General features: G+C 40.9%; 22 protein-coding genes and 4 tRNA genes. 16 read left to right on the top strand and 10 right to left on the bottom strand.

The features are described from left to right. The first annotated feature begins 26 nt into the window (after positions 1-26). The 11 genes from lonC (at position 27) to DOT_RS13625 (ending at position 10,553) form a co-directional block, all read left to right on the top strand. Positions 27-1,925, top strand: a complete 1,899-nt coding sequence (gene lonC / locus DOT_RS13675) for a Lon family ATP-dependent protease (protein ID WP_009619664.1) — start codon at positions 27-29, stop codon at positions 1,923-1,925. 62 nt (positions 1,926-1,987) lie between these two features. Next, the gene (gene dnaB, locus DOT_RS13670) at positions 1,988-3,322 is read left to right on the top strand and encodes a replicative DNA helicase (RefSeq protein WP_009619662.1); all 1,335 of its coding nucleotides are present in this window, start codon (positions 1,988-1,990) and stop codon (positions 3,320-3,322) included. A 567-nt stretch (positions 3,323-3,889) separates the two neighbouring features. Further along, positions 3,890-5,302, top strand: coding sequence for an FAD-dependent protein (locus DOT_RS13665; RefSeq protein WP_009619658.1), 1,413 nt, complete (start codon positions 3,890-3,892; stop codon positions 5,300-5,302). Between the two features lie 43 nt (positions 5,303-5,345). Beyond that, positions 5,346-6,647 carry an adenylosuccinate lyase gene (gene purB, locus DOT_RS13660; protein WP_009619656.1) on the top strand — a complete coding sequence of 434 codons (1,302 nt, stop codon included), beginning with the start codon at positions 5,346-5,348 and terminating at the stop codon, positions 6,645-6,647. A 118-nt stretch (positions 6,648-6,765) separates the two neighbouring features. Next, positions 6,766-7,038 carry a hypothetical protein gene (locus tag DOT_RS13655; RefSeq protein WP_157998460.1) on the top strand — a complete coding sequence of 91 codons (273 nt, stop codon included), beginning with the start codon at positions 6,766-6,768 and terminating at the stop codon, positions 7,036-7,038. 11 nt (positions 7,039-7,049) lie between these two features. Beyond that, a complete protein-coding gene (locus tag DOT_RS13650) occupies positions 7,050-8,333 on the top strand; it encodes an adenylosuccinate synthase (protein WP_009619654.1) in 1,284 nt (427 codons plus the stop codon). 114 nt (positions 8,334-8,447) lie between these two features. Continuing rightward, positions 8,448-8,523, top strand: a tRNA-Lys gene (locus tag DOT_RS13645). A 13-nt stretch (positions 8,524-8,536) separates the two neighbouring features. Then, positions 8,537-8,612: transfer RNA gene (locus DOT_RS13640), tRNA-Glu, on the top strand. A gap of 3 nt (positions 8,613-8,615) precedes the next feature. Beyond that, positions 8,616-8,691, top strand: a tRNA-Phe gene (locus DOT_RS13635). Between the two features lie 675 nt (positions 8,692-9,366). Then, positions 9,367-9,441: transfer RNA gene (locus DOT_RS13630), tRNA-Gly, on the top strand. 167 nt (positions 9,442-9,608) lie between these two features. Continuing rightward, positions 9,609-10,553, top strand: coding sequence for a tyrosine-type recombinase/integrase (locus DOT_RS13625; protein WP_009619652.1), 945 nt, complete (start codon positions 9,609-9,611; stop codon positions 10,551-10,553). Positions 10,554-10,780: 227 nt separating this feature from the next. Here the strand turns inward: DOT_RS13625 and DOT_RS13620 are convergent, their stop codons facing one another. The 3 genes from DOT_RS13620 to DOT_RS29735 all read right to left on the bottom strand — a co-directional run bounded on the left by DOT_RS13620 (position 10,781) and on the right by DOT_RS29735 (position 13,942). Beyond that, positions 10,781-12,679, bottom strand: coding sequence for a hypothetical protein (locus DOT_RS13620; RefSeq protein WP_009619651.1), 1,899 nt, complete (start codon positions 12,677-12,679; stop codon positions 10,781-10,783). Between the two features lie 120 nt (positions 12,680-12,799). Then, complete coding sequence (locus DOT_RS13615; protein ID WP_009619649.1) at positions 12,800-13,558, bottom strand: phage antirepressor; 759 nt, start codon at positions 13,556-13,558, stop codon at positions 12,800-12,802. A gap of 186 nt (positions 13,559-13,744) precedes the next feature. Further along, a complete protein-coding gene (locus DOT_RS29735) occupies positions 13,745-13,942 on the bottom strand; it encodes a hypothetical protein (protein ID WP_009619648.1) in 198 nt (65 codons plus the stop codon). Between the two features lie 470 nt (positions 13,943-14,412). On the opposite strand from DOT_RS29735, the gene DOT_RS31410 reads away from it, so the two are divergent. After that, entirely contained in the window at positions 14,413-14,556 is a 144-nt protein-coding gene (locus DOT_RS31410) for a hypothetical protein (RefSeq protein WP_009619647.1), read from the top strand. An 87-nt stretch (positions 14,557-14,643) separates the two neighbouring features. On the opposite strand, the gene DOT_RS13610 is transcribed toward DOT_RS31410, so the two are convergent. Next, on the bottom strand, positions 14,644-15,627 hold the full coding sequence (locus tag DOT_RS13610; RefSeq protein ID WP_009619646.1) for a DUF3800 domain-containing protein: 984 nt from the start codon (positions 15,625-15,627) through the stop codon (positions 14,644-14,646). A 99-nt stretch (positions 15,628-15,726) separates the two neighbouring features. Continuing rightward, complete coding sequence (locus DOT_RS13605) at positions 15,727-16,053, bottom strand: hypothetical protein (protein WP_040412184.1); 327 nt, start codon at positions 16,051-16,053, stop codon at positions 15,727-15,729. A 1,001-nt stretch (positions 16,054-17,054) separates the two neighbouring features. Between DOT_RS13605 and DOT_RS13600 the strand changes: the two genes are divergently transcribed. Beyond that, on the top strand, positions 17,055-17,294 hold the full coding sequence (locus tag DOT_RS13600) for a hypothetical protein (protein ID WP_009619638.1): 240 nt from the start codon (positions 17,055-17,057) through the stop codon (positions 17,292-17,294). A 96-nt stretch (positions 17,295-17,390) separates the two neighbouring features. On the opposite strand, the gene DOT_RS13595 is transcribed toward DOT_RS13600, so the two are convergent. From DOT_RS13595 to DOT_RS13580, 4 genes are all read right to left on the bottom strand, one after another. After that, positions 17,391-17,816, bottom strand: a complete 426-nt coding sequence (locus DOT_RS13595) for a hypothetical protein (protein ID WP_040412181.1) — start codon at positions 17,814-17,816, stop codon at positions 17,391-17,393. Further along, a complete protein-coding gene (istB, locus tag DOT_RS13590) occupies positions 17,800-18,579 on the bottom strand; it encodes an IS21-like element helper ATPase IstB (protein ID WP_242833834.1) in 780 nt (259 codons plus the stop codon). The genes DOT_RS13595 and istB overlap by 17 nt, the downstream gene beginning before the upstream one ends. Beyond that, complete coding sequence (locus DOT_RS13585; RefSeq protein WP_040412180.1) at positions 18,560-19,420, bottom strand: hypothetical protein; 861 nt, start codon at positions 19,418-19,420, stop codon at positions 18,560-18,562. The genes istB and DOT_RS13585 overlap by 20 nt, the downstream gene beginning before the upstream one ends. Before the next feature lie 74 nt (positions 19,421-19,494). Continuing rightward, positions 19,495-20,046, bottom strand: a complete 552-nt coding sequence (locus DOT_RS13580) for a helix-turn-helix domain-containing protein (protein WP_157998459.1) — start codon at positions 20,044-20,046, stop codon at positions 19,495-19,497. A gap of 155 nt (positions 20,047-20,201) precedes the next feature. Between DOT_RS13580 and DOT_RS13575 the strand changes: the two genes are divergently transcribed. Genes DOT_RS13575 through DOT_RS31850 form a run of 3 tightly spaced genes read left to right on the top strand, consistent with a single transcriptional unit; the run spans position 20,202 to position 21,616 of the window. Beyond that, positions 20,202-20,525, top strand: coding sequence for a hypothetical protein (locus DOT_RS13575; protein ID WP_139024208.1), 324 nt, complete (start codon positions 20,202-20,204; stop codon positions 20,523-20,525). 25 nt (positions 20,526-20,550) lie between these two features. Next, the gene (locus DOT_RS31855; protein WP_009619625.1) at positions 20,551-21,033 is read left to right on the top strand and encodes a DUF3231 family protein; all 483 of its coding nucleotides are present in this window, start codon (positions 20,551-20,553) and stop codon (positions 21,031-21,033) included. Beyond that, entirely contained in the window at positions 20,996-21,616 is a 621-nt protein-coding gene (locus DOT_RS31850) for a DUF3231 family protein (protein WP_009619623.1), read from the top strand. Before DOT_RS31855 ends, DOT_RS31850 begins: the two co-directional genes overlap by 38 nt. A 37-nt stretch (positions 21,617-21,653) precedes the next feature. Here DOT_RS31850 and DOT_RS13565 read toward each other — a convergent pair whose 3' ends face one another. Continuing rightward, positions 21,654-22,076, bottom strand: coding sequence for a GNAT family N-acetyltransferase (locus DOT_RS13565; RefSeq protein WP_009619622.1), 423 nt, complete (start codon positions 22,074-22,076; stop codon positions 21,654-21,656). Positions 22,077-22,082 lie beyond the last annotated feature (6 nt).

The raw sequence follows: 22,082 nt of genomic DNA, 5'->3' as shown, positions 1-22,082 counted from the left end.
TCTGATCTCGTGAAAGGGGATCCTTGATGAAAGGGCTTTTGACAAAATGGCTAGATCATACGAATCTTAGTGATCGGTTGCAGGATGAGGAAGAGTGGCGACGAGAAGTCGATGCACTCTACGTTTTACTTTCAAATTATCATGGAACCGACAAACTGGTTCTTAAGGCCAGTAGGTTAGAAGCGCTTAAACTTATGCGTTCAGATGTGCTTGTTGAACGTGTTGCCGGATTACGCAAAATTGTATCTGATGACCCTACAGTTCAGAAGATTCCGAAGCTGCAGGAAGTGCCCAAGCTCTTAGATGAAATCGAAGAGCAGATTGCGGAACTTATTGCTCGGCGTTCAGTAGAGGAACGGCTAGAACGCGTTGTCTCAGAAAAGATGCAGGAGCGGCATGAGGATTACGTTAAAGAGATTAAGATTCAAGTCCTTCAAGAAACGACCGGACCGGAAAATGCCCAGACGCTTAAGAGGCTCGCCATCCTTGAAAAGATGAATACCGTTTCACTAAAACGTTCCGCGTTTGACGTATTACGTCCGCAGACTGTGGAAGAGATTGTGGGGCAGGAAAGCGCTGTACAAGCCTTGTTGGCCAAGTTAGCAACGCCCTATCCTCAACATATCCTAATGTATGGTCCCCCTGGAGTCGGTAAGACATCTGCCGCCCGGGTTGCGTTAGAAGCGGTTAAGAAGCATTCCCATTCTCCCTTTGCCAAAGACGCTCCCTTTATCGAAGTGGATGGGACAACGTTAAGATGGGACCCCCGAGATGTAACCAATCCTCTTTTGGGATCGGTGCATGATCCGATATACCAAGGGGCAAAGCATGATTTGGCTGAAACGGGTATCCCTGAGCCTAAAATGGGACTAGTGAGCGAGGCTCACGGTGGAATTCTGTTCATAGACGAAATAGGGGAGATGGATCCCTTACTTTTAAATAAATTGCTTAAGGTGCTAGAGGATAAGCGTGTTTCATTCGATTCTTCATATTACGATCCGAGTAATCCCCAGGTTCCTCAGTGGATCAAAAAACTCTTTGATGAGGGGGCTCCCGCTGATTTTGTCCTCGTTGGAGCCACGACGCGAGATCCAGCAGAACTCAATCCTGCTCTGCGTTCCCGCTGTTCGGAAGTCTTCTTTGCGCCGCTGGAGCCAGGAGATGTTCAGCATATTATACGCCAAGCCTCTCAAAAACTAGGTGTGACTTTGGAAGACGATGTCCCGGGAATTATCAGTGAATATGTGATTGAAGGACGAAAAGCAAATAGCATTCTTACTGATGCCTATGGTTTGGCGAGATATCGCAATTCAGATCAGGAAGAAATAAGAGTAGCAAGTGCCGATGTTTATGAAGTCCTGCGTTCGGCCCGGCTCACTCCTTATATTGTACGAAAAGTGCAACCCAGCATGGAAATAGGAAGAATCTTGGGATTGGGTGTGTCCGGGTTTCTAGGTTCCGTGTTGGAGATTGAGGCGATTACCTTCGACGGACGGGATGGCAAAGGAACGGTACGCTTTAATGAAACGGCAGGAAGTATGGCTAGAGATGCAGTATTTAATGCTACGGCGGTCATCCGTGATCTGACCGGAGAAGATTTGCGTAATTACGATGTGCATGTCAATGTGGTCGGTGGAGCAAAAATTGACGGTCCTTCAGCTGGATTGGCAACAACGCTAGCTATTTACAGTGCTTTGAGAAAGCAGCCACTGCGTCAAGATGTCGCGGTGACTGGAGAAATTTCTATTCAGGGTAAGGTTAAACCAGTTGGTGGAATTTACGAAAAGATCTTTGGAGCAAAGCAGGTTGAAGTTCGCAAAGTTTTGATTCCCCTAGAAAATATGGCAGATGTACCTCAGAGTCTGCAAGGTATTGAAGTGGTGGCAGTTAGTACGATTGAAGAGGCCATTAAACATGTTTTTTAGCAGTTGAAGAGTTTCAAGTTACAGAGCTTGTGAGAGCAAGAATGACCAGGAGGAGAGAGGTTATGGAACTAATAAAAGTTCCACCCCATAATTTGGAGGCTGAACAAGCAGTCTTAGGTGCGATGATGCTCGATCCCGAGGCCGGAAGTTCTGTCTTTGAAATGCTTCAACCGGAGGATTTTTATAGAGATAATCATCGTTTGATTTTTTCCGCCATTCAGGATCTGTTTGAAAAAGGAGATCCGATTGATCTGGTCAGTGTTGCGGAGATTTTGCGACAACAGGGGCGTCTAGAGCAGGTAGGCGGGATTGCCACGATCTCGGAGATCGCTCGTTCAGTCCCTTCATCAGCCAATGTGGAATATTATGCTAAGCTGGTGACGGAGAAGGCGCTTCTTCGACAACTCATTCGGGCGACAAGCAGTATCTTAGAACGGGGATATGAGCCTGGAGAAGAAGCGCGTAGTCTGCTAGAAGAAGCAGAAAAGCTTATTTTAGATCTTTCACGTCGACGCATCAAAGATGGATTTAGCTTCATTCGCGATGTGCTCTTAGAGACGTTTGAAAAAATAGAGTATCTTTACGCAAATAAAGGAAATCTCACAGGCGTTCCTACCTTTTTCACAGAATTGGATCGAATGACATCAGGGTGGCAGCCGTCTGATTTGGTGATTATTGCTGCCCGGCCATCCATGGGAAAAACAGCTATGGTTTTAAATATGGCCCAAAATGCTGCAGTTCGCGCCAAGGTTCCGGTGGCTATCTTTAGTTTGGAAATGTCCAAAGAGCAGTTGGTGCAGCGGATGCTTTGTGGCGAAGCAATGGTCGATCAACAGCGTGTAAGGACCGGAGAATTACTTGATGCAGATTGGCCGAAGCTGACGCGAGCAGTGGGTCCTCTGTCAGATGCACCAATCTTTATTGATGATACCGTGGGAATTTCTCTGGCTGAACTCCGATCGAAGGCCCGTCGCTTGAAGATGGAGCATAATCTAGGGATGATCATTATTGACTATCTCCAGTTATTATCGGTTGGGAAAAAGACGGAAAGCCGGCAGCAAGAGGTGGCTCAAATCTCCAGAACCCTCAAAGGGCTTGCCCGGGAACTAAAAGTACCGGTCATTGCTTTATCACAGCTCAATCGGGGCGTTGAGCAACGCCAGGATAAACGGCCAATTATGTCAGACTTGTTGGAATCTGGAGCTATTGAAGCGGATGCTGATGTGATTTCATTTATTTACAGGGATGAGTATTATAATCATGAATCGGAGAAGAAAGGCATTGCTGAGTTGATTATTGCCAAACACCGTAATGGTCCAGTAGGAACTGTCGAATTGGGCTTTCTTAAAGAATTCACAAAGTTTGTTAACCTGGAACGTCAGCATCAAACCGTTTAATCTTTTTCCCCTGGCCATTTTGTGGGCTGGGGGATTTTTTAGTACTAGTCAGAAAGTATAAACTTCGTTTGTATACTGCAAGAATGCTAATTCGTGCGAAGACAGTGTCTTCGGGCGCCAGCCAAGTTTTCTTTATACTTATCAGACCCCCATGCCGCTGTGTGGCACCACTGATGAATGGAATAAGTTCTTATTACAGGGCAGAAAGTATAATTTCGTTACATACTGCAACAAGGCTAATACGTGCGAAGACAGTGCTGCAAGAAGGTTTAACCCGTGCGAAGACAGTGTCTTCGTCGTCTGTAGCATAAGTGCAACCAACGGTTTCGCCTTCGCCAAGGCTCGGCGAAGCCGGGTTTTCTTTATCCTTTTTATGAAGAATATATTAATTAGAAGGAGTTATCCTAGAATAACTTGAACTAAAAATGCCGAATGTTTTTTGTATATTTATCGTCAATGTTCGGCAATTAGATTGACAAGGGAGAAGAGGATTGTTAAGATGAAATTGTTTGTGACTAGAGGTTCTTGCCTGTTACGGAAAGTAGACGGTGCTAGGAGGAGTTACAATTGAAACATGAAGTGGATGTCTTAATTATAGGAGCTGGTCCGGCCGGAATTTTCACGGCCTTAGAGTTATCAGAACACAATAAAGACTTAAAGATCTTGATTGTAGATAAAGGAAGAACCATTGACAAGCGAAAGTGCCCTGCCCGTGCCACTGGGATTTGTGCGGGTTGTAACCCTTGTGCTATTACTCGGGGATGGTCAGGTGCGGGAGCATTCAGCGACGGAAAACTATCCTTAAGCCCTGCAGTTGGCGGCAGATTAATGGAATATATGCAGGAAAAGCAGGCTCAGGAGCTAATAGATTACGCCGATTCTAAATACCTTCAATTTGGAGCGCAGGAAAAGGTATACGGTTTAGATACCCCAAAGGTTGAAGAGATTCAATATGAGGCGTCAAGACACAATATTCAGTTAATTCATTGTCCTGTACGGCATTTGGGAACAGAACTAGCCTTTGATGTATTGAAGGGTATGTATGAATATCTCCTAAACAAGACAAATACAACTTTTTGGGAACTTGCTGATGTTCAGGATATTTTGGCCACTCCTGAAGGAGTTAAAGGGGCAACCATTCAACGCAGAGATGAGTCAGACCTGGATGAAGTTGCCGCTCGTTTTGTAGTTGTAGCCCCAGGCCGAGGGGGTGCGAATTGGCTTGCAGAGCAGACCATTCGCTTAGGTGTGCCCATCGTAAATAATGAGGTAGACATCGGAGTACGTGTTGAAGTCCCGAACTCCATTATGGATCATCTAACGCGGGAGCTCTACGAACCGAAGCTGGTTTATTATTCTGACACGTATGACTTAAAAACACGGAGTTTCTGTGTCAACCCGGGTGGTGTGGTTTCCGAAGAACACTACGATGGTGGTATTGGCGTGGTAAATGGGCATAGTTATGCTGATCCAGCAAAAAAAACGAAAAATACAAATTTTGCTTTGTTAGTGTCAACTAGCTTCACAGAACCCTTTAATCAACCGATCGAATATGGGCGATATGTTGCTCGACTCGCGAACATGTTAACTGGTGGAGGCGTAATGGTCCAGCGACTGGGGGACCTGCTGCAAGGGAGACGAACAAACGAAACCCGTCTAAAAAAATCGACCACCACTCCGACACTTCTCTCCGCAGTTCCGGGTGACCTAAGTTACGTGTTGCCGGAGCGGTATTTGACGTCATTAATTGAAACTCTCAAAGCCTTTGATAAGATTGCTCCGGGTATGTATTCAAAAAACACGTTGTTATACGGGGTTGAGGTTAAATTTTATTCTTCAAAGGTTATAGTTAAAACAAACTTTGAGACAGCCATTCCCCGCTTATATGCCATCGGTGATGGAGCGGGGATTACTCGCGGGTTGATGCAAGCTTCGGCGACGGGGATTGTTGTAGGGCGAGATATTGTAAATAAGGTATAACACCCCAATTTACGGGATGCTACGAAATGACAGGGGGCGAAAGTTGTTGCTCAATCGATATACTCACCCTGAAATGGGAAAGTTATGGCAGGACGGGTATGAATATGAACGCTGGTTAGAAGTCGAACTAGCGGTCGCTGAGGTAATGGCGAAGCGGGGAGAGATACCGTTTGAAGCCATGGAAGAAATCCGAGCCAAGGCGAAAGTGAATCCGAAGCGTGTCTTGGAAATTGAAGCAGTGGTGCGTCATGATCTGATCGCTTTTCTGCAAGCAGTTGTGGAGGAAATCGGAGAGGCTGGAAAACACCTGCATCTCGGCTTGACCTCTTCAGATGTAAAGGATACTGCGTTAAGCCTTGTCTTAAGAGATTCCGGGCGTTTACTGAAGAAGGACCTTCAAGCGTTGCGGACTGCCTTGGTTAAGCGAGCGCTGGAGAGTAAATATACTGTAATGGTCGGTCGAACTCACGGGATTCATGCTGAGCCACTGACTTTTGGATTGAAGTTGGCTTTATGGATCGCTGAGATTGATCGGCAAGATGAACGTCTCGACCAAGCGATTGTTACCGTAAGTGCTGGTAAGATTTCCGGAGCTGTAGGGACGTACGCGAATGTTGCGCCTGAAGTCGAGGAGGCCGTCTGTAAGCACTTGGGATTGGAAACGGCTTTGGTAAGCAATCAGATCTTGCAACGGGATCGGCACGCACACTTTATGACGACACTAGCTTTAATCGGCGGTACACTAGAAAAAATCTCGACTGAAATTCGCAATTTGCAACGTACAGATATTCTTGAAGTTGAGGAGCCCTTTGCTGAGGGACAAAAAGGTTCTTCGGCGATGCCGCATAAGCGCAATCCGATCGTGTGTGAACAGGTGGCGGGTATGTCGCGTCTTTTGCGTGGCAATGCGTTGGCGGCAATGGAGAATATTGCGCTCTGGCACGAACGGGATATGACCCATTCCTCTGTGGAACGTGTCATCCTTCCGGATAGTTGTCTTCTTTTAGATCATATGCTTCGTCAAATGACCCGGGTGATTTCTGGGCTTAGGATTCGTGAGGACCAGATGAAACGCAATCTGCAAAAAACGTATGGACTGACATCTTCCCAGCGTGTTCTCTTGGCCTTAGTTGAACACGGATGCATGCGGGAAGATGCCTATGCATGGGTTCAACAGGATGCTTTTCAGGCTTGGGATAATGGGATTGACTTCATAGAGGTCGTTTCTGCAGATGCTCGCGTTCTAAAGTATCTGACCAAAGAGGAAATCCAAGGTTTGTTTGATTTAAAATATCACCTGGGGCATGTAGATGATATCTTTAAGCGACTGGGATTAGAAGCTTAGGATAATTTAGGTTCACGTTGCTCAAACACTCAAGATGATATAATTAACAAAAGTTAATCAAGTGTCAATTTAGCTAAGGATGGTTAGTTGTTGAATAGCCAAGTCCCTGTAACCAAGTATGGCGAGAAGGGACTATCGCCATGTATGGCTAGATACTGTTGCTGCCATGGTGGAGGAACGTTGGATGATGGTAGACACAGTGATGGCGGAAGGGACCGCAGGCCACGGATGGCCGAGAGTCGCTGAAACCAGGACTCAAACAGGACGTATGAGGTTAGAACGCCGACCAGGACTCGAACAGGACGTTCGAGATAGAGCATCGCCAAGGATGGCTAGATGCCGTATAGCAAGGCGCTGTGATGGTGAAAGCGACCGTCTGATAGAAAGATAGGAGGAATTCTAATGGCTGCTGTTGTATTAATTGGTTCTCAATGGGGAGACGAAGGAAAAGGTAAGATTACGGATTTCCTAGCTGAAAAGGCGAATGTCGTTGTCCGTTACCAAGGTGGAAACAATGCGGGTCATACGGTTGTTGCAAATGGAGAAGAATTTAAACTCCACCTCATTCCTTCGGGAATCCTATATGAAGACAAGACCTGTGTCATTGGTAATGGTGTTGTGATCGATCCTAAGGTTCTGTTGGATGAACTTGAGTACTTAGCCAAGCGGGGGATTAAGACGGGTAAACTGCTGATTAGTAGTAATGCTCAGGTGATTATGCCTTACCATAAGTTACTTGACGGTTTAGAAGAAGAAGCACGCGGTGATCATAAGATTGGGACAACGAAGCGGGGAATTGGTCCTGCTTACATGGACAAAGCATCGCGGATTGGGATTCGCATTATTGATCTCTTGGATAAAGAAGAGTTTGCGGATAAACTGCGTCGTAATTTGGTAGAAAAAAATAACTTATTCGTAAAAGTCTATGGGAAGGAAGCCCTTGAATTTGATGAAATTTATGAAGCCTATTTAGGTTATGCCGAGCGAATTCGTTCATTGGTCGCAGACAGTTCACTGGCCATTGATGCAAGCATTCGAGCTGGAGAAAAAGTACTCTTTGAAGGCGCTCAAGGCACCTTACTTGATATTGATCATGGTACTTACCCTTATGTGACCTCTTCTCATCCGATTGCAGGAGGAGCGTGTGTAGGCGCTGGAGTTGGTCCAACCCGTATCAATCGTGTGATCGGGGTAATTAAGGCTTATACCACACGTGTCGGAGAAGGTCCCTTCCCTACAGAGCTTCTAGATGAGACCGGGGAACAAATGCGGGCCAATGGACATGAGTTTGGAACCACAACCGGCAGACCGCGTCGCTGCGGTTGGTTTGATGCTGTAATTGCTCGCTATGCTGTTCGGGTGAGTGGAATTTCTGATTTTGCTGTTACGAAACTTGACGTTCTGACGGGATTTGATACACTCAAAATTTGTGTCGGATATCGTGTCAATGAAGAAACCATTCATGAATTCCCGCAAAGTCAAAAGATCTTTAAGCAATGTCAACCCGTTTATGAGGAAATGCCTGGTTGGCAAGAAGACTTGACTCTCGTCCGACGCTTTGAGGATTTACCGGAGGCAGCACAAAATTATATCCTTCGGATTGAAGAGCTAACTGGCGTACCTGCTACGTTGGTCGCAATAGGACCAGGACGCGAACAAACCATAGTACGCGGCGAAATGTTTTAGGACTGCGAAAGATAGGGAATCAACAATTTTAATTTAATTAAAAGTAATACTACAAAAAGTCTTGACAGATACTATACTTTCGTGTAATATTTAAATTCGTTGGTGTACTTATTTGAGCCATTAGCTCAGTCGGTAGAGCACCTGACTTTTAATCAGGGTGTCCCGCGTTCGAGTCGCGGATGGCTCACCATGACATCTTAATTGGCCCGTTGGTCAAGCGGTCTAAGACACCGCCCTTTCACGGCGGTTACACGGGTTCGAATCCCGTACGGGTCACCATTTGCCTCGGTAGCTCAGTCGGTAGAGCAGAGGACTGAAAATCCTCGTGTCGGCGGTTCGATTCCGTCCTGAGGCACCACACAAATATAAGGGGCTCTGATCTTATCCTTGATGGAATAGATCAGAGCCTGTTTTATTGTCAGGGGTACATTGCTTATAAAACTGTTAGGATAAATATTTTTTCAAAGATAAAACTCCTCATTTCGTGTTTGAGGATATTTATCTATAAATCCCAATTTGATACTTTATAGTCAGGGCTCAACTTTATGTTCAAAGAACTATAGCGCAATTAGATCGCTTATTTTGCACGTGTTTTTTAGTTCATTTACTGAATTTGAAGATGAAGTGATTAAGTTGTCACCGTGTCTGGAAGATTTTAATTTTGGATTCACATACATTGATTGATATATGTAATAACCACTAATCACTAAAAAGATAAGTGAGAAGAAATTTACCATAGAATTAACCCCCTGTCTTTCATTTATATAATATTCATACCGCTACCTAATAGTATGATTTGTACAGTTTAAGAGTGCTTGTCAGACTAAAGGCTTATAAGTGCCAATATAATACAAACATAGAAATTGTTAGTGGAAAGCAGGAAACCTCGGTACTTTGGAAAACTCATTTGATAACCATTTGACCAGAATGAGTTGACATAATTGATTTTTACGCTTATAATCTTCTTTGTTGGGAAAAGGGATTTCTGGCGGTCTTAAACAGGCTAAAAAGGAAAAAACCCTTTATATACTAAGCGGACGTGGCTCAGCGGTAGAGCATTGGCTTCCCAAGCCGAGGATCGCGAGTTCGAATCTCGTCGTCCGCTCCATAAGTAATATCAACGGTCTCACGGTTTTCAGTGAATGAAAGCGTGAGGCTTTTTTGTTTAGGCCGAGGCTCTGAACGTGGTATCTCGGACTAGGCGATTTTGACTACGCCGAGGCTCAGTTAACGCCTATTTCTTGCAAAGAAAATATTTTGCAGGAGTGATGTTAAATGGCAAGGCTCAGACGAATTGATGGAAAGAAATTTTTAACGCGAGAAGAGTGTGTAAAGGACTTTACGTTGTTTAAACTAGCTCAGGGTGTTTCTGAACGCACGATAAAAGATTACGAATGGCATCTAGGACATTTCTTTAAGGAGTTCCATGAGGGGTGGGGGGATTATGCCATAGTCAAGAAGGCAGTCATTCATTATTTTGCCAATGGAAATCATTTAGCTCCGGCGACACACAATATAAGACGTAAGTATCTAAAATGCTTTTTCACTTGGATGGTACAAGAAGGCACATTGACCGCAAACCCTGTTGATGGCATTCCACAACGTAGGGAAGAGCCAAGGGTAAGAGAAATAGACGAGATCAAACTCAAACAATTGATCGCCATTTTCGATCGTAGAACATATTCAGGGTTACGTGACTATGTGCTGCTGTGCCTGACGATCGATACGGGGATTAGGCCAAAGGAGGCACTAGCATTGCTCTCTGAACATTTTAATCTGCGTGGGATGGAAGTGCACATTCCTGCCTCAATTGCTAAAACAAGAATAAGCAGAACATTACCTTTGCTTCCACTAACTGTGGACGGTATTAGAAAGCTTCTTTCCGTACGTCCAGAAAGCTGGGGTAATGCTCCGCTCTTTGCTTCCTCCGAAGGAAAAGCTATGGATACTCATGCTTGGACATTAAGGTTACGCCGATATGGAGAAAAACTAGGCTTTAAGATTTCAGCATATGATCTTCGCCACGCCTTCGCTTTAATGTTTTTAAGAAACGGTGGGCATGCTTTGGCACTACAAAGGACATTGGGGCATACTGATTTAACGGTTACAAAAAGGTACGTGGCACTAACATCGCAAGATTTGCGAGAACAGCATACCATTGCCTCACCACTAAATTCTATTGTTCAGAGGCAAGAACGTATGAGGAAGTTAAAGCGTTAATAATTTGATGGGCTACCTTACGGGGTGGCTCTCTTTATTTTAACATCTGTAAGAAATGCCAAATCATACGCCCAGCAAAACTGGAGGACGATATTGGACGGTTGCTACTATTTGTTTAGACAATTGATATTAATTTTATTAGGGTTTGTCATTTGCAATTCGGTTGCAGGCTTAAAAATAAAAATGGAGTGTTCAACAAATTTTACAAGAACACTCCGTCTATCATTTTAAGCAGTTTCAATATCTATAATTATTCTCGGAAAGCCTATGCAATCTATTCCAAACTTCTCCTTTAGTTCATTGTTCAGTGGTACACGTTTCAGAAGATATTTGTCATACATGTCTGGTAGCATTCTCTTTATCTGAGTCTCTTTAAACCTCTGCTGTCCTCGAAAATGAAGCTCGATTTGTTCTAGTATCTCTTTCTCTGTAGTCCACCCTTTTTGACGGATCATTTGAAGGGCCACTCGTTCCATTTTAGAAGTCACTTCCTCGTTGAGTTGAGGAATAGCTTTTCCAGCCATTTGAGGGAATATTCGGTTAGCTTCGGATTCGCCAAGGGAAAGCAGCAACATGTGTCTACTAAAGCCTTTCATGGTGAAGCCCTTCGTTTTAAATTCGATTGCTTTGGTTGTGATGAAAGCCAATGATTCACTGTCATAGGATGGGATAGAATAAAATCCTACCAAGTATTTGTGGTTGTGCTTAGTGGCTTCATCGATTGCCCGTTTCAGGAAAGGTTCTGGTATTTCTTCTTCCGAAAGTTTATTTACTAAGCCCAAGTAAGTTAATGCTGCTAGTTGAACGGATATATTCTTACTGTCCTTCTTCAACTTCCGTGCAAGTTCCCGTATACTCACAAAGAATACTGGCCTACCAGATGATTCAGAGAATGTTTCAGTGTAGATATGCTGTTTTGCAATTTGGTGGAGAGTGTCAATGAGTGGCAGATAGTTTTTTACCAACTTGTAAACCTCTGGATAGAGTTCGTGAATAGTTTGTCCGTTTATAAGTTCCAGGTTGCGTTCCAAGGTTTCTCTATGATTCTTTCCCCATTCTGCTTCTGCTAGTTCAATCTTATAAACCTTCCTTAGGAAATTAAGCGTGTTAAATAGATTGAGACCTATTAGACGTTCGGTTACATCAATTATTGTTCCTCTGAAGTCACAGTTACTGCTGCCACAACAGTAGATATGATGGCCGGATTCTTCGTTGACAATTATGCCTGCACTGGGGTTATTATCTTCGTGGATAAGACACCGGAATGATTTTTCGGTTACTCCTAAGAATTGATATAAGGGTTGCTTCTTCAGGTAGTCCCACACTTCATCTTTGGGAAGCGTTATCGGTTTAGGGGTTAGTAATTGTTGTAACGCTTGGACGTTCAGAGTCTTGATTAACTCAATATTATCGTTGGTAGGTTGAGGGTTATTAGTACCATCAATAACCACTAGGGTTATACATTCGTGATTATTGTTGGTACGAAAATCCCTATCAACGATTTCCACTTCTGGTAAAGCATTGAGAATGTCCTCAACTTTATATCTATGATTATTAAGCTCAATAATCTCTACCAAAAACTTGTTATTAACGTCCTTACACCAGTAAAATCCTGGTACTCTCATTAAGTTACAAGGCTTCTGTACTTTGGGGTCTGCATTAAACTGCTTAACAAGTCTAGCTTCACATTCTTTAAACTGTTCAATCGTAGCCCCTTCATGGAGAAGCCAGTAAGCGTGGTAACCATTTCTAGACTCAACGATAATTGATGGACTTAGCTGAAACTCTCGAATGGCATCCATCGATTGAAGTTTAAACTCGTTTACATCGTTTAATGACGGTAGCTGACCGTTAACTTTAGGACAATCAAGGTCGATGAAAACGGCATTTATCTTGATAATGTCACGGTTCTTATAGCCCCCACCGTTAACGACAAAGTAAATCTCGTAATCCTGGCTATTGTACTGCTCAAGAACATTAAGGGTATTTTCATTATAGAGTCCGTTAATGGGGGGTGATGTTCTTCCAGTTTTATAATTAATGCAGTTAAAATTGATTGCTTCTTTTCCGAAAATGGCATCAAAAAATTCTTTTGATTTTGTTGTTCTGCCAGTGGATAATTGCATTTAATGAAAATGACCCCCCAACTTTATTTTCGAATGAAGTGTCAACCAAACACTCCTTCGTGAAATTGCGGAGGTGACCGCCGGGTTTATCCGGTCAATCCCCTCATTAATGAAAAAATATTAGGCAATTAAATCTGGGGAATAAGGCAATACAGGAGTGCAAGCAGGTTTTAGATTAAATTTCTTACTCAAGTACATCAAACCTTTGGGGGTAATTAAGATAACTGGGAAGATATATTTTTTACCTCCAAAAGTTCTAGGTGCAAAAGTTATATTGAAATAACCACGGTCGATATATTTTTGCAATGGAGCAGTACCATCTTTTACAAAAAGTTTCTGCTCTTTTAACAAATCTTTAAAATGCTTTTCTCCAATCCCAAAATATTTTGCTGCATTTCTTATAGTACAGGCATTTTCCACAGAGAGAAACTCTTCAAAAGCTTGAGCTTTGGGAAATAAATCTGCAATAACTTGCATTGCTTCTCTATAGTTTTTGGGTGCTGGCAGTTGTTGTTGAGCGTGTTGTTGTATTGAATACAAACCTGTTTTACGGATACTAGGAAGGACATCATGAGTAACCCATCGTTTAAACTGATTTGCCACTTGCTTACGGCTACGAAGGATCAGGGAGTAGAGTCCAGGTTCGTTCACAATATATAATTGTTGGCTTCGTCCGATTGAATCGATGAGTGGAGTTAAACTCCGTTCATCTTCGTCCAGCCGTTCAACTGCTCTCCTTGTGTCAGATAATTCAAGAACATCACAAACGTCCTTGGCAACAAACCAAGGTTCACCGTCTTTGATGATGATCCTCACGTTGTGGTTCTGGAAAGCAAATTCCTGTAAGCTACTATTTAATTGATTATTAAGTGTTTGCATTTTTAGCATCCTTTCATAATAAAGTAAGAGATTTAGTGACTAAATTAAACTTCGGGAATAAACTGCACCTATTAAATTGTGTCGCAAATCCATTCTTAGTCTGTTTGTTGCATAAAATTACCTCCTTGTTTTTAGACGCAAAAAAGATGTGTCAAATTATTGACACACCTCGCTGATGATGGCTAATCATCTAAATACATAGCCTCGCTGATGGTTGGCAAGTCCATCTAAAACATAGCCCTCGCTGATGGTCGGCAAATCCATCGGAAACACTGCCTTCGATGATGGTGGCGAACCATCGGAAATACTCGCCTCGTTTATCTCGATGACGGTAGTGTGAATACCATCTTTTTTTACTTTTAATTTTGAAACATCGGGAATCAAATTTCCCTTGACTACAGAATAACATGTCCTAAAAATAATTTCATTAGGATATTAATGGAAATTTGTATAAAATTTCGTACGCCAGTTTTAGCCTTGAGAGATTTTTTTCGGTTTGTGAACCAAAGGGGGTCGATTTTTTTCTAAAAGAAATATTATAAACCCTAAACCAACTTTTCATATTTTGCTATTTAGTCAATGGGGTGGCCCTTATTCGTTCATTGTTGTACTAAGAAGTAGCCAGTGCCTCCGATAGAATGGTGAAGGGTCGTGTTTAAAAAGTAGTGAACGCATTTTCCTTGCACTAGGTATAGGCAATATGGCATGGGGGGGTAACTTAACTTAGGGTGGCATCGGTCGGTTTACGTCAGGGCTATTCGATCTGATCCCTCATGCTGATATCGGGCAGAAACGAAAATTAGCCAAAGGATCCCCGGCACACTATCGATGAACGCATAGCTAATTACGCTAAAATGATTGAACAGGAAACGGATCCAGTCTTTAAAATGCTCTATGAGTTGAACAGGAATTTATTAATTAAGCTTAAAAATGTAAAAGGCCAGGACAGGGTCATAATTTGCACTGAAAACTTGGATAGTGAGGAGAGGGTAGAATAATATTCGCCCCCTCTTTTTAACTCAATACAGGCCAAATATGAGGCGGAGTTTTTCCGTGTTATACGCTATTTTTGTATCCTATTGCATTTATGAAGAAATAGGGTCAGAGGGTGCAGAAGTAGATATTAACGAATAGTTTCTGCCCTTACCCTCTATTTCATTTTTGTATCCAAATAGCATTTGTAGTTGCGTATTTGGATATCCCATTTTTAGTCTACAATCCTTGGTTGATAAGTCTTGGTTTTCTAGCAGAAGTTTTTGTAATTTATATATTTCATTCGAATCATAGACAGCTTTATACATTATAAATTCAGAAACATACTCGCTTAATGGGACTTTTGTCGGGTTAGGTGTATTTTCGTCCCATCTATAAATAATAATTTTCTGTTGGAAATTTAAAAGGTTGTTTCCTACCATAAGGAGTCTATAAATTAAATCACTTTTAATTGTCGAAGTGTTGGAATGATTACGATAAGTTTTTTCCATCAAAAATACTACAATACCCATCAAAACGTCGGCAATTTGGACATTCAAACAATCTTCAGAATTAGTGCTTTGAACTTCTTTGACGATATAATTCTTCTTACGATAAGCTGAATGAGCGTTTACTTGATCTCTAAGTTTAGTAAATAAATCGAGCTTATCATATTCACTGCTTTCATCTACAAAGATGTTTATCCTAGAACTTTCTTGGAAATCCCTCAGCATACCATAGAATAAGCGTTCAGGAATTTTAATATAAAAAAGACTGCGAAGTTCAAATATATTAATATTTAAATCTTTGGCAAGTTGTAGAGCATCTTTGTTATTTACAATAAAGATTCTAAACTTGGGATTAGGATTATTAAGAACGGTAGATAATGCGAGAAAATACTTCTTTAAATGTTTATCGTGATTGTATTGACTAAAGTGAAGTTCACTTTTGGTGTTTAGTGTATAAAAAATTGATTCGATTTCCTTGTTTAGTTCTTTAATGACATTTGCTGTTCCACCATATGCACCATAATAGGAAAAGACTTTTCGTTCGTCTAACTTATTCGATTCATCAAAATACAGACAAAAATCCTGCATGAAGACACCCGGACCTTCCTATAGAGAACTTTATTTAATATTTTAGCAAATTTTGTAACAATTCTCTACAGTAGTTAACAATGTACTAGAACATTGACATCAAGAATTGTATATTAAATAATTGAACGTATCTTTGGTATAAAATGGATAGCGATGAATAATACTGTAATAGGACGTTTCCCCAGCTTCCATTTTAGCAGGGCTGGCGATCCCATAACCACCCCTTATGGGGCGGTTATTTATATTTGTATTGACATTTATGTCAAATAGCTTATAATTAATTGAAACAAAGCTTTCCTCGCTTACTTTTGGTGAGGCTGGCACATTTAGCAATAGGCTTTTCCCAGCTTCCGTTTTAGCAGGGATGAGTTTATTTTTTTGCGCATTTAAATAATCAGGAGCAAGGGAACTTTTGCATAAACCCAAGAATGGCCGCCCACAACAGGGTAACATATTCTATCCTGTTGTGTCGAATGTCAATGTTTTTTAGCAAAGGTACGTATCTTGGAAGTGACCTGAATTAGTTTTTTATGTACTAGTCATAATAGATACAAATAGAATAACTACCGTTGAGTCCGTATTGAGTTACGTCTATAATTGGTTAATAATTTTGTACATTTCAGACGGTACGGTTCGCCTCCACTCACCCCTACAAAAAACTCCCTTTAAGATCCTGACTGTAATTTATACTGCAACCACGCCAAAAAAGGGTGAGATAAGATAGAAAGATAAACTTCATAGAACAGTCCAAAAAGCCCATAAATAAAGGACTTTGCATTAACTGAAAATTAATCAAAACCATAGGGATCGAATTCCCAAGCCGAGGATCGCGAGTTCGAATCTCGTCGTCCGCTCCATAAGAAATGTAAGGCACTGCAAGGGATTGCAGTGCTTTTTGATTTAACTACTAAAGCCTTACTAGCTCCGTTTGACGACAATTTGACGACAACCAGAGTTTTAATAAGAAAATGAGAAGCGCTGAGGGAACCCTCAGCGCTTTAATTGACTGATTTAAGAATAATATTACCTAACCGGGCAACTGCTCTAACCTTGCCCTCAGGAGTGCTATGCCCGTAAATATCTAACGTCGTGCTTTTCTTGGCATGTCCTAGAAGCTCGCTGACGTTTGTTACAGCTTCTCCATCATCAAGGAACAGGGAGGCAACCGTATGTGTGAATGATAATGTAAAAGTAAGAATTTTACGAAGTATGCTAATTGCGTAAAACGGTTTAGTGCCAACTGAAATTTATCGTCATCTGACGATGTGGTAATTCAAAACAATATTTCAGCGTCTAACAGGGGCATTATGATTATTATTTGCGAGTCATTTTGCGTAAATTATTTTGAGTTTAAACCATAACATGAAGATTATTCCAGTCTAGTATGTTTGAATTTGGAGAAATTAACTGAGTTAGGAGGGCTGAGCATGATATTTAAGCGAATAGGAAAAATGCAAGATTCAATTGTTATTGGAATGTTGGTTGGGCTGATAGGCACGATCTGTATGGAGATATCAAATACTTTAATTTACAAAGTCAAGAAAACGGAAGTAGTATATCCTCAAATTACAGGTCAATTCTTTTTTTCGCCAAAACGAGTAAACAGAAAAGAAAATTACATTTTAGGAGAAATACTTCATATAGGAGTGGGTGTTGATTGTCAATGAAAATTGACCCCTTTTTCATAAAAATTTCACTCAAAACTGACCCCCATACTATTGGATAAAAGGGGTCAGTTTTTCATCCAAATTTGACCCCCAAATTCAATTGATTGTTAAAGTGTAACCATCGCGCTGTAGGCGTTCAGAGTTAATATGAATCTCCTTTGAACTCTGTTCAAAGACAATATATTTTGCAATTTCTGATAGCCGGTCTTTCATTAGGTCAATAACAATCGTATCAAAGATTAACTTATCCCGATTAGCGTTGGCTTTGATCTCCATTTTTGTAGAGGTCACCTTAGTAGTACATAACTCCTCTAAGCTCATAAATTGATCCTCGTTGTCTCGAACTCGATATTTCTTGGCACCACGATCATAAACATAGTTGGATTTACTTCGCAGTTTCCTCTGAAATGCTAAATAATCCATGTTACACTCCTGGGTTATATATTCGATGGCAGCCACTTTACCTTGGGAATTAAATAGCTCAACGTATTGATCGAAATGGGTGTTAGCGAGATTTTTCATTTAAATTAATCCCTTTCTTCTTTCCCTTTACACGATAGCTATCACCCGTTATACTGACGATATGGGAGTGATGGACTAATCGGTCTAAGATTGCAGTCGCTGCAAGCTGGCTGGTAAATACTTCGTCCCAATGGTCTAACGGTAAGTTAGTCGTTATGATGAGAGCATTCTTTTCGTATCTGTGGCGGATAAATTGAAAAAATAAGCTCTCTTTTTCTTTGTCCATTTTTAGGTAACCTAGCTCGTCGATCGCAATTAAAGGAATTCGTGCAAGCTTTTTAAATAGAAGCTTTAATTTTCCCTGAGTTGCTTGGGCTGCTAATTCGGCAATGAATTCTACAGCATTAACGAATAAGACCCTCTTTCCGGCTTCACAAGCCTTTATTCCAAGTCCTGTAGCAATGCAGCTCTTTCCAACGCCTGGCGGACCAATGAGGATAATATTCTCTTTTCGATCTAGAAATTCCAGAGTCGATAACTCTTGTATCTTCTTCATATGTTGGAAATTGTGAAAACTAAAGTCATATTCGTCTAAGGCTTGCTCTTTCTCAAAGTGAGCTTCTCTAATAAGCTTAGCGATCATCCGACGTTTCTTTCCTTGTTCCTCATGCTGAAGAATGTGGAGCAAAAATTGCTTGTAGTCCAGTTGCTCTTTCTTCGCCTCTTCAATGAGATCAACGTAATTCTCACGAATATCTACCAGTTTAAATTGCTTGAGTATGGAATAAATGTACTGATCCTCCTTATCCATTGCTAGATTCACACTCAAAATTGACCCCTCCATAGTAGGATAAAGCTCTTGTCAGTCCCGGATTTTCCGTGGTAGCCGCTGCAACCTCACGGCCCATACTTTCAACTAAAATCTCTAGAGATTTATTTTTTAAGATTTCTTTAATCCCATCGATGGTATAAATATTATGGTCGATACAATAACCAAGGATTTGATTGAGTATGGATATTGTGTAAAGCTCCTGTAGCTTTAAGATTTGTCTCGCATGATAGCTGGATTGTTCGATCACCGAAGCCGATTTTTCAAGGTATTCCGCGCCCCTTTCGAAGGTTGTGACAAATCGTCTTCTAATCTCTGGGATAGATTTTGGAACCTTTGTCTGAATCTCTTTATAGTGGAGATCATTACGTGTGACTTCATGGTTTCCCCGCCTTAACTCATAATAATCAATGAAATGATCTTTCTTGTCATATATGAGGAGCTTGTAGCCGTAGACGATACGACACTTGACCGTTTTTCCTACATAGGCTACGGGAACACTGTATTTATTACCTTTTACACTAATCAATGAATCCGGGCTTACTTTACGTGGTTCAGGCTGAACTCTCACAAAACGTTTTGCTGGTAAAGGGAGAAGACATTCTTTTTCTTCTCGAAAGGCTTCTTCAGGAATTCTCCGAGTGGTTGTATGCATTACTTTGCACCATTCCTTCATAAAGGCTTTTCCTTTAGCATTAAGTTCGTCCATTGACGTGAAGGAATTCCCTTTGATGAATTGCTCTTCGATGTACTGAAACGGCTTTTCTACCTTGCCCTTCGTTCGAGCCCTGTAAGGGTTACAGGCATTTAATTCAGTTCCTAAATGGGTGGCCAATCGTAAGGCATCAATATTGAATTTTGGGGGAAGACCTTGTTTATTCTCAATGACTAGAGCCTTTGGGTTGTCAATCAGAAGTTCTTTTGCAACGCCTCCAAATGAGCTAAAAGATCTTGAATGGCTTCGTAGATAGCATCTCCATCGACTGTAAGTGAAAACACGATGTCTTTTACTCTGCTTGATGAAAGGATCATAGAAAAACAATAGACTTTTGTAATTTGATGGTTGACTACAATAGTGTACTCAGCCCAGTCGAACTGAGCTTGATCCCCAGGAGGTGTTTCTATTCTATCGGTAGCAATGCTATTAATTTTGCGCTTTTCATCCTTAAGAATAGTAAGGTATCTGTAAACCGGACCAATGCTACCGGTATAACCTAGAAGTTTAAGCTCTCGAAAAATCCGAGTTCCAATGAAATTAAATTCTGGTTCTAGATACCACCTTCTAATCTGAGTTTTATAGCCGTCGATTTTTGTCGTGTTTACAAACCTCATATATTTGGGTTCTTCTTCAAGTTTAATAAGCTTTTTGACGGTATTTTTGGATATCCCCAACTGTCTTGATATAGTCTTGATTTTCATGCCGCTCCGGTATAGTCGTTTTACTGCGATCCAGTCTTGCACATCTTTCATTCTCCCCCTAGATATCCTTTCTCTATGTAATTCCTGCTGACCGAGAAAGGATATCTTTTTATTGCGAGGGGGTCAATATTCAATGAAAGAGTGGGGTCAGGTTTCAGTATAAATCAATAGTGGGTACGTTTTTTGGTTTACCAATAATGCTTATTCTAAAATTAACCGGCAAAGATCACCATCTAATTAAAGGACTTTTAGGTGGGATGTGTACTTGGGGCATATTGTATGCGGGCGGTCAAAAACTCAAGCTATTTAAACGACCCATTAAGTCTAAAACCCATTATTCAGCGATATTTAACAATTCATTATTTGGTCTAGCATCTGCTCAGGCTATGGTTACCCTGGCCGATTCCAGAATATTTGCCTCTAAAAACAAACTAGATCAACTGCCAAAAGAACAAATTGAGACAAGTTACTTTGGATTAGAAAATAACGATCAAAATCAAGAAGTAATCGCCTACCATTAAATGTAACGATTTAGGAGGTTGAAAGATGAACAATATGCAAGAAGCTAAACAAGGCCAAGTTGAACAAGATCCCTTCATTGCTGTCCAACACAATATTTTCAACATCAAACCAACATCCTCTGAAATTAATCATCTTTGGGTAACATATATGGCTGAATGCATGTCAGTAGCTATGTTAAAACACATGGTTTCCAACTCTAAAGACCCTGATTTCCATAATGTTTTGCAACTTGCCCTGGACACATCAACCCAGAATATAAATGCTTTAGAGGAAATTTTTAATTCGATCCATCACCAAATTCCTGATGGTTTTGGTGAGAAAGACGTGGATATTAATGCTCCGGAGTTGTTTAGTGAGGAGTTTTCTGTAAGATATACAAAACTTATGCAAAGATATATATTAATCAATCATACTTTAGCTTTTAGTGATTCGTCACGTTCTGATATAAAAGACCTATTCTCTAGATTTATTGAAAAATCTAAACAGGTTATTCAAAAAAACAGATGAAGTTCTTTTAGAAAAAGGTCTTTTCTCAAAGTCACCTTACATTGAACTTCCAGATCGCGTAGAATATGTACATGATAAAAGCTATTATGGCTCGTTCTTCGGAAAAAGTGATAGATCGTTAAACACAGTTGAGATTAGTAATATATTTAATGTCATTGATTTTAAAACTGCAATGAGAACACTAAAACAAGGTTTTGCCCAGGTCACAAAAATAGATAAAGTAAGGAATCATTTTTACCGTGGGGTTAGAATGGCTGATAAACAATTAGAAGTACTGGGTTCTCTATTAGAAAAAGATGATTTACCTAAATCAGAAATTCTTAATGACCTCATTACAGACTCTACACAATCTCCATATAGTGACAGACTGATGATGTTTCATACAACAATAGCGATGGCCCGTATTATAATGGCTTATGGTATCGGACTAACAAATAACTCAAGAAAAGATATTGTTTCGGACTTTACCCGTCTCATGGTAGAAATCTTGGAATTTAGTAAGGATGGAGTAGATGTAATGATTGAGTATGGATGGTTGGAACGAGTACCACAAACAGTTAATCGTGAGGAATTAACTCATTAAATATTGTCCCCGAGAATGTAATTAATTTAGCAGCTCTTTAGCCAATTAAATATTCAGATTCATATGGATACTTCGCCAAAGCTGTTCTATGTGGTTTAAAACCTAACTTTTTATAAAATTCCTCATTTCCAAAAGTTGATGTTAAATGAATGCACAGGTGGCTATTATCCTTTAGTATTTCTATAACTAAGCCTTTGCCTATACCTAATTTCTGATATTCTGGCAAAACGCCAACGTCAAAAATCATCCCATAACAGATCCCATCCGATATCATTCTAACAGCACCTACAAGAGTGTCGCTATCCCAAGCAGTAACTACTTTATAACTATGTTCGAAAGCATTTTGAATCTTAGTGAAATCTTGTTTCTTTCCATACCCTGCGACGAGTCCGACAACATCATAAAGATGAAAAAGTTGATGCCAATCAATACAGTCTAAACCCTCACTATAGGTAACCATTGTGCA

It is taken from the genome of Desulfosporosinus sp. OT, from assembly GCF_000224515.1.
Taxonomy (GTDB): domain Bacteria; phylum Bacillota; class Desulfitobacteriia; order Desulfitobacteriales; family Desulfitobacteriaceae; genus Desulfosporosinus.
Note: the sequence above shows the minus strand (reverse complement) of the source record. Positions and strands in the feature narration are given on the sequence as shown.

Coding starts and splice junctions, on each gene's coding strand:
- lonC (WP_009619664.1), top strand. CDS start 27: ATGAAAGGGCTTTTGACAAAATGGCTAGATCATACGAATCTTAGTGAT.
- dnaB (WP_009619662.1), top strand. CDS start 1,988: ATGGAACTAATAAAAGTTCCACCCCATAATTTGGAGGCTGAACAAGCA.
- DOT_RS13655 (WP_157998460.1), top strand. CDS start 6,766: ATGGCGAGAAGGGACTATCGCCATGTATGGCTAGATACTGTTGCTGCC.
- DOT_RS13650 (WP_009619654.1), top strand. CDS start 7,050: ATGGCTGCTGTTGTATTAATTGGTTCTCAATGGGGAGACGAAGGAAAA.
- DOT_RS13625 (WP_009619652.1), top strand. CDS start 9,609: ATGGCAAGGCTCAGACGAATTGATGGAAAGAAATTTTTAACGCGAGAA.
- DOT_RS13620 (WP_009619651.1), bottom strand. CDS start 12,679: ATGCAATTATCCACTGGCAGAACAACAAAATCAAAAGAATTTTTTGAT.
- DOT_RS13615 (WP_009619649.1), bottom strand. CDS start 13,558: ATGCAAACACTTAATAATCAATTAAATAGTAGCTTACAGGAATTTGCT.
- DOT_RS31410 (WP_009619647.1), top strand. CDS start 14,413: ATGATTGAACAGGAAACGGATCCAGTCTTTAAAATGCTCTATGAGTTG.
- DOT_RS13610 (WP_009619646.1), bottom strand. CDS start 15,627: ATGCAGGATTTTTGTCTGTATTTTGATGAATCGAATAAGTTAGACGAA.
- DOT_RS13600 (WP_009619638.1), top strand. CDS start 17,055: ATGATATTTAAGCGAATAGGAAAAATGCAAGATTCAATTGTTATTGGA.
- DOT_RS13595 (WP_040412181.1), bottom strand. CDS start 17,816: ATGAAAAATCTCGCTAACACCCATTTCGATCAATACGTTGAGCTATTT.
- DOT_RS13575 (WP_139024208.1), top strand. CDS start 20,202: ATGCTTATTCTAAAATTAACCGGCAAAGATCACCATCTAATTAAAGGA.
- DOT_RS31855 (WP_009619625.1), top strand. CDS start 20,551: ATGAACAATATGCAAGAAGCTAAACAAGGCCAAGTTGAACAAGATCCC.
- DOT_RS13565 (WP_009619622.1), bottom strand. CDS start 22,076: ATGGTTACCTATAGTGAGGGTTTAGACTGTATTGATTGGCATCAACTT.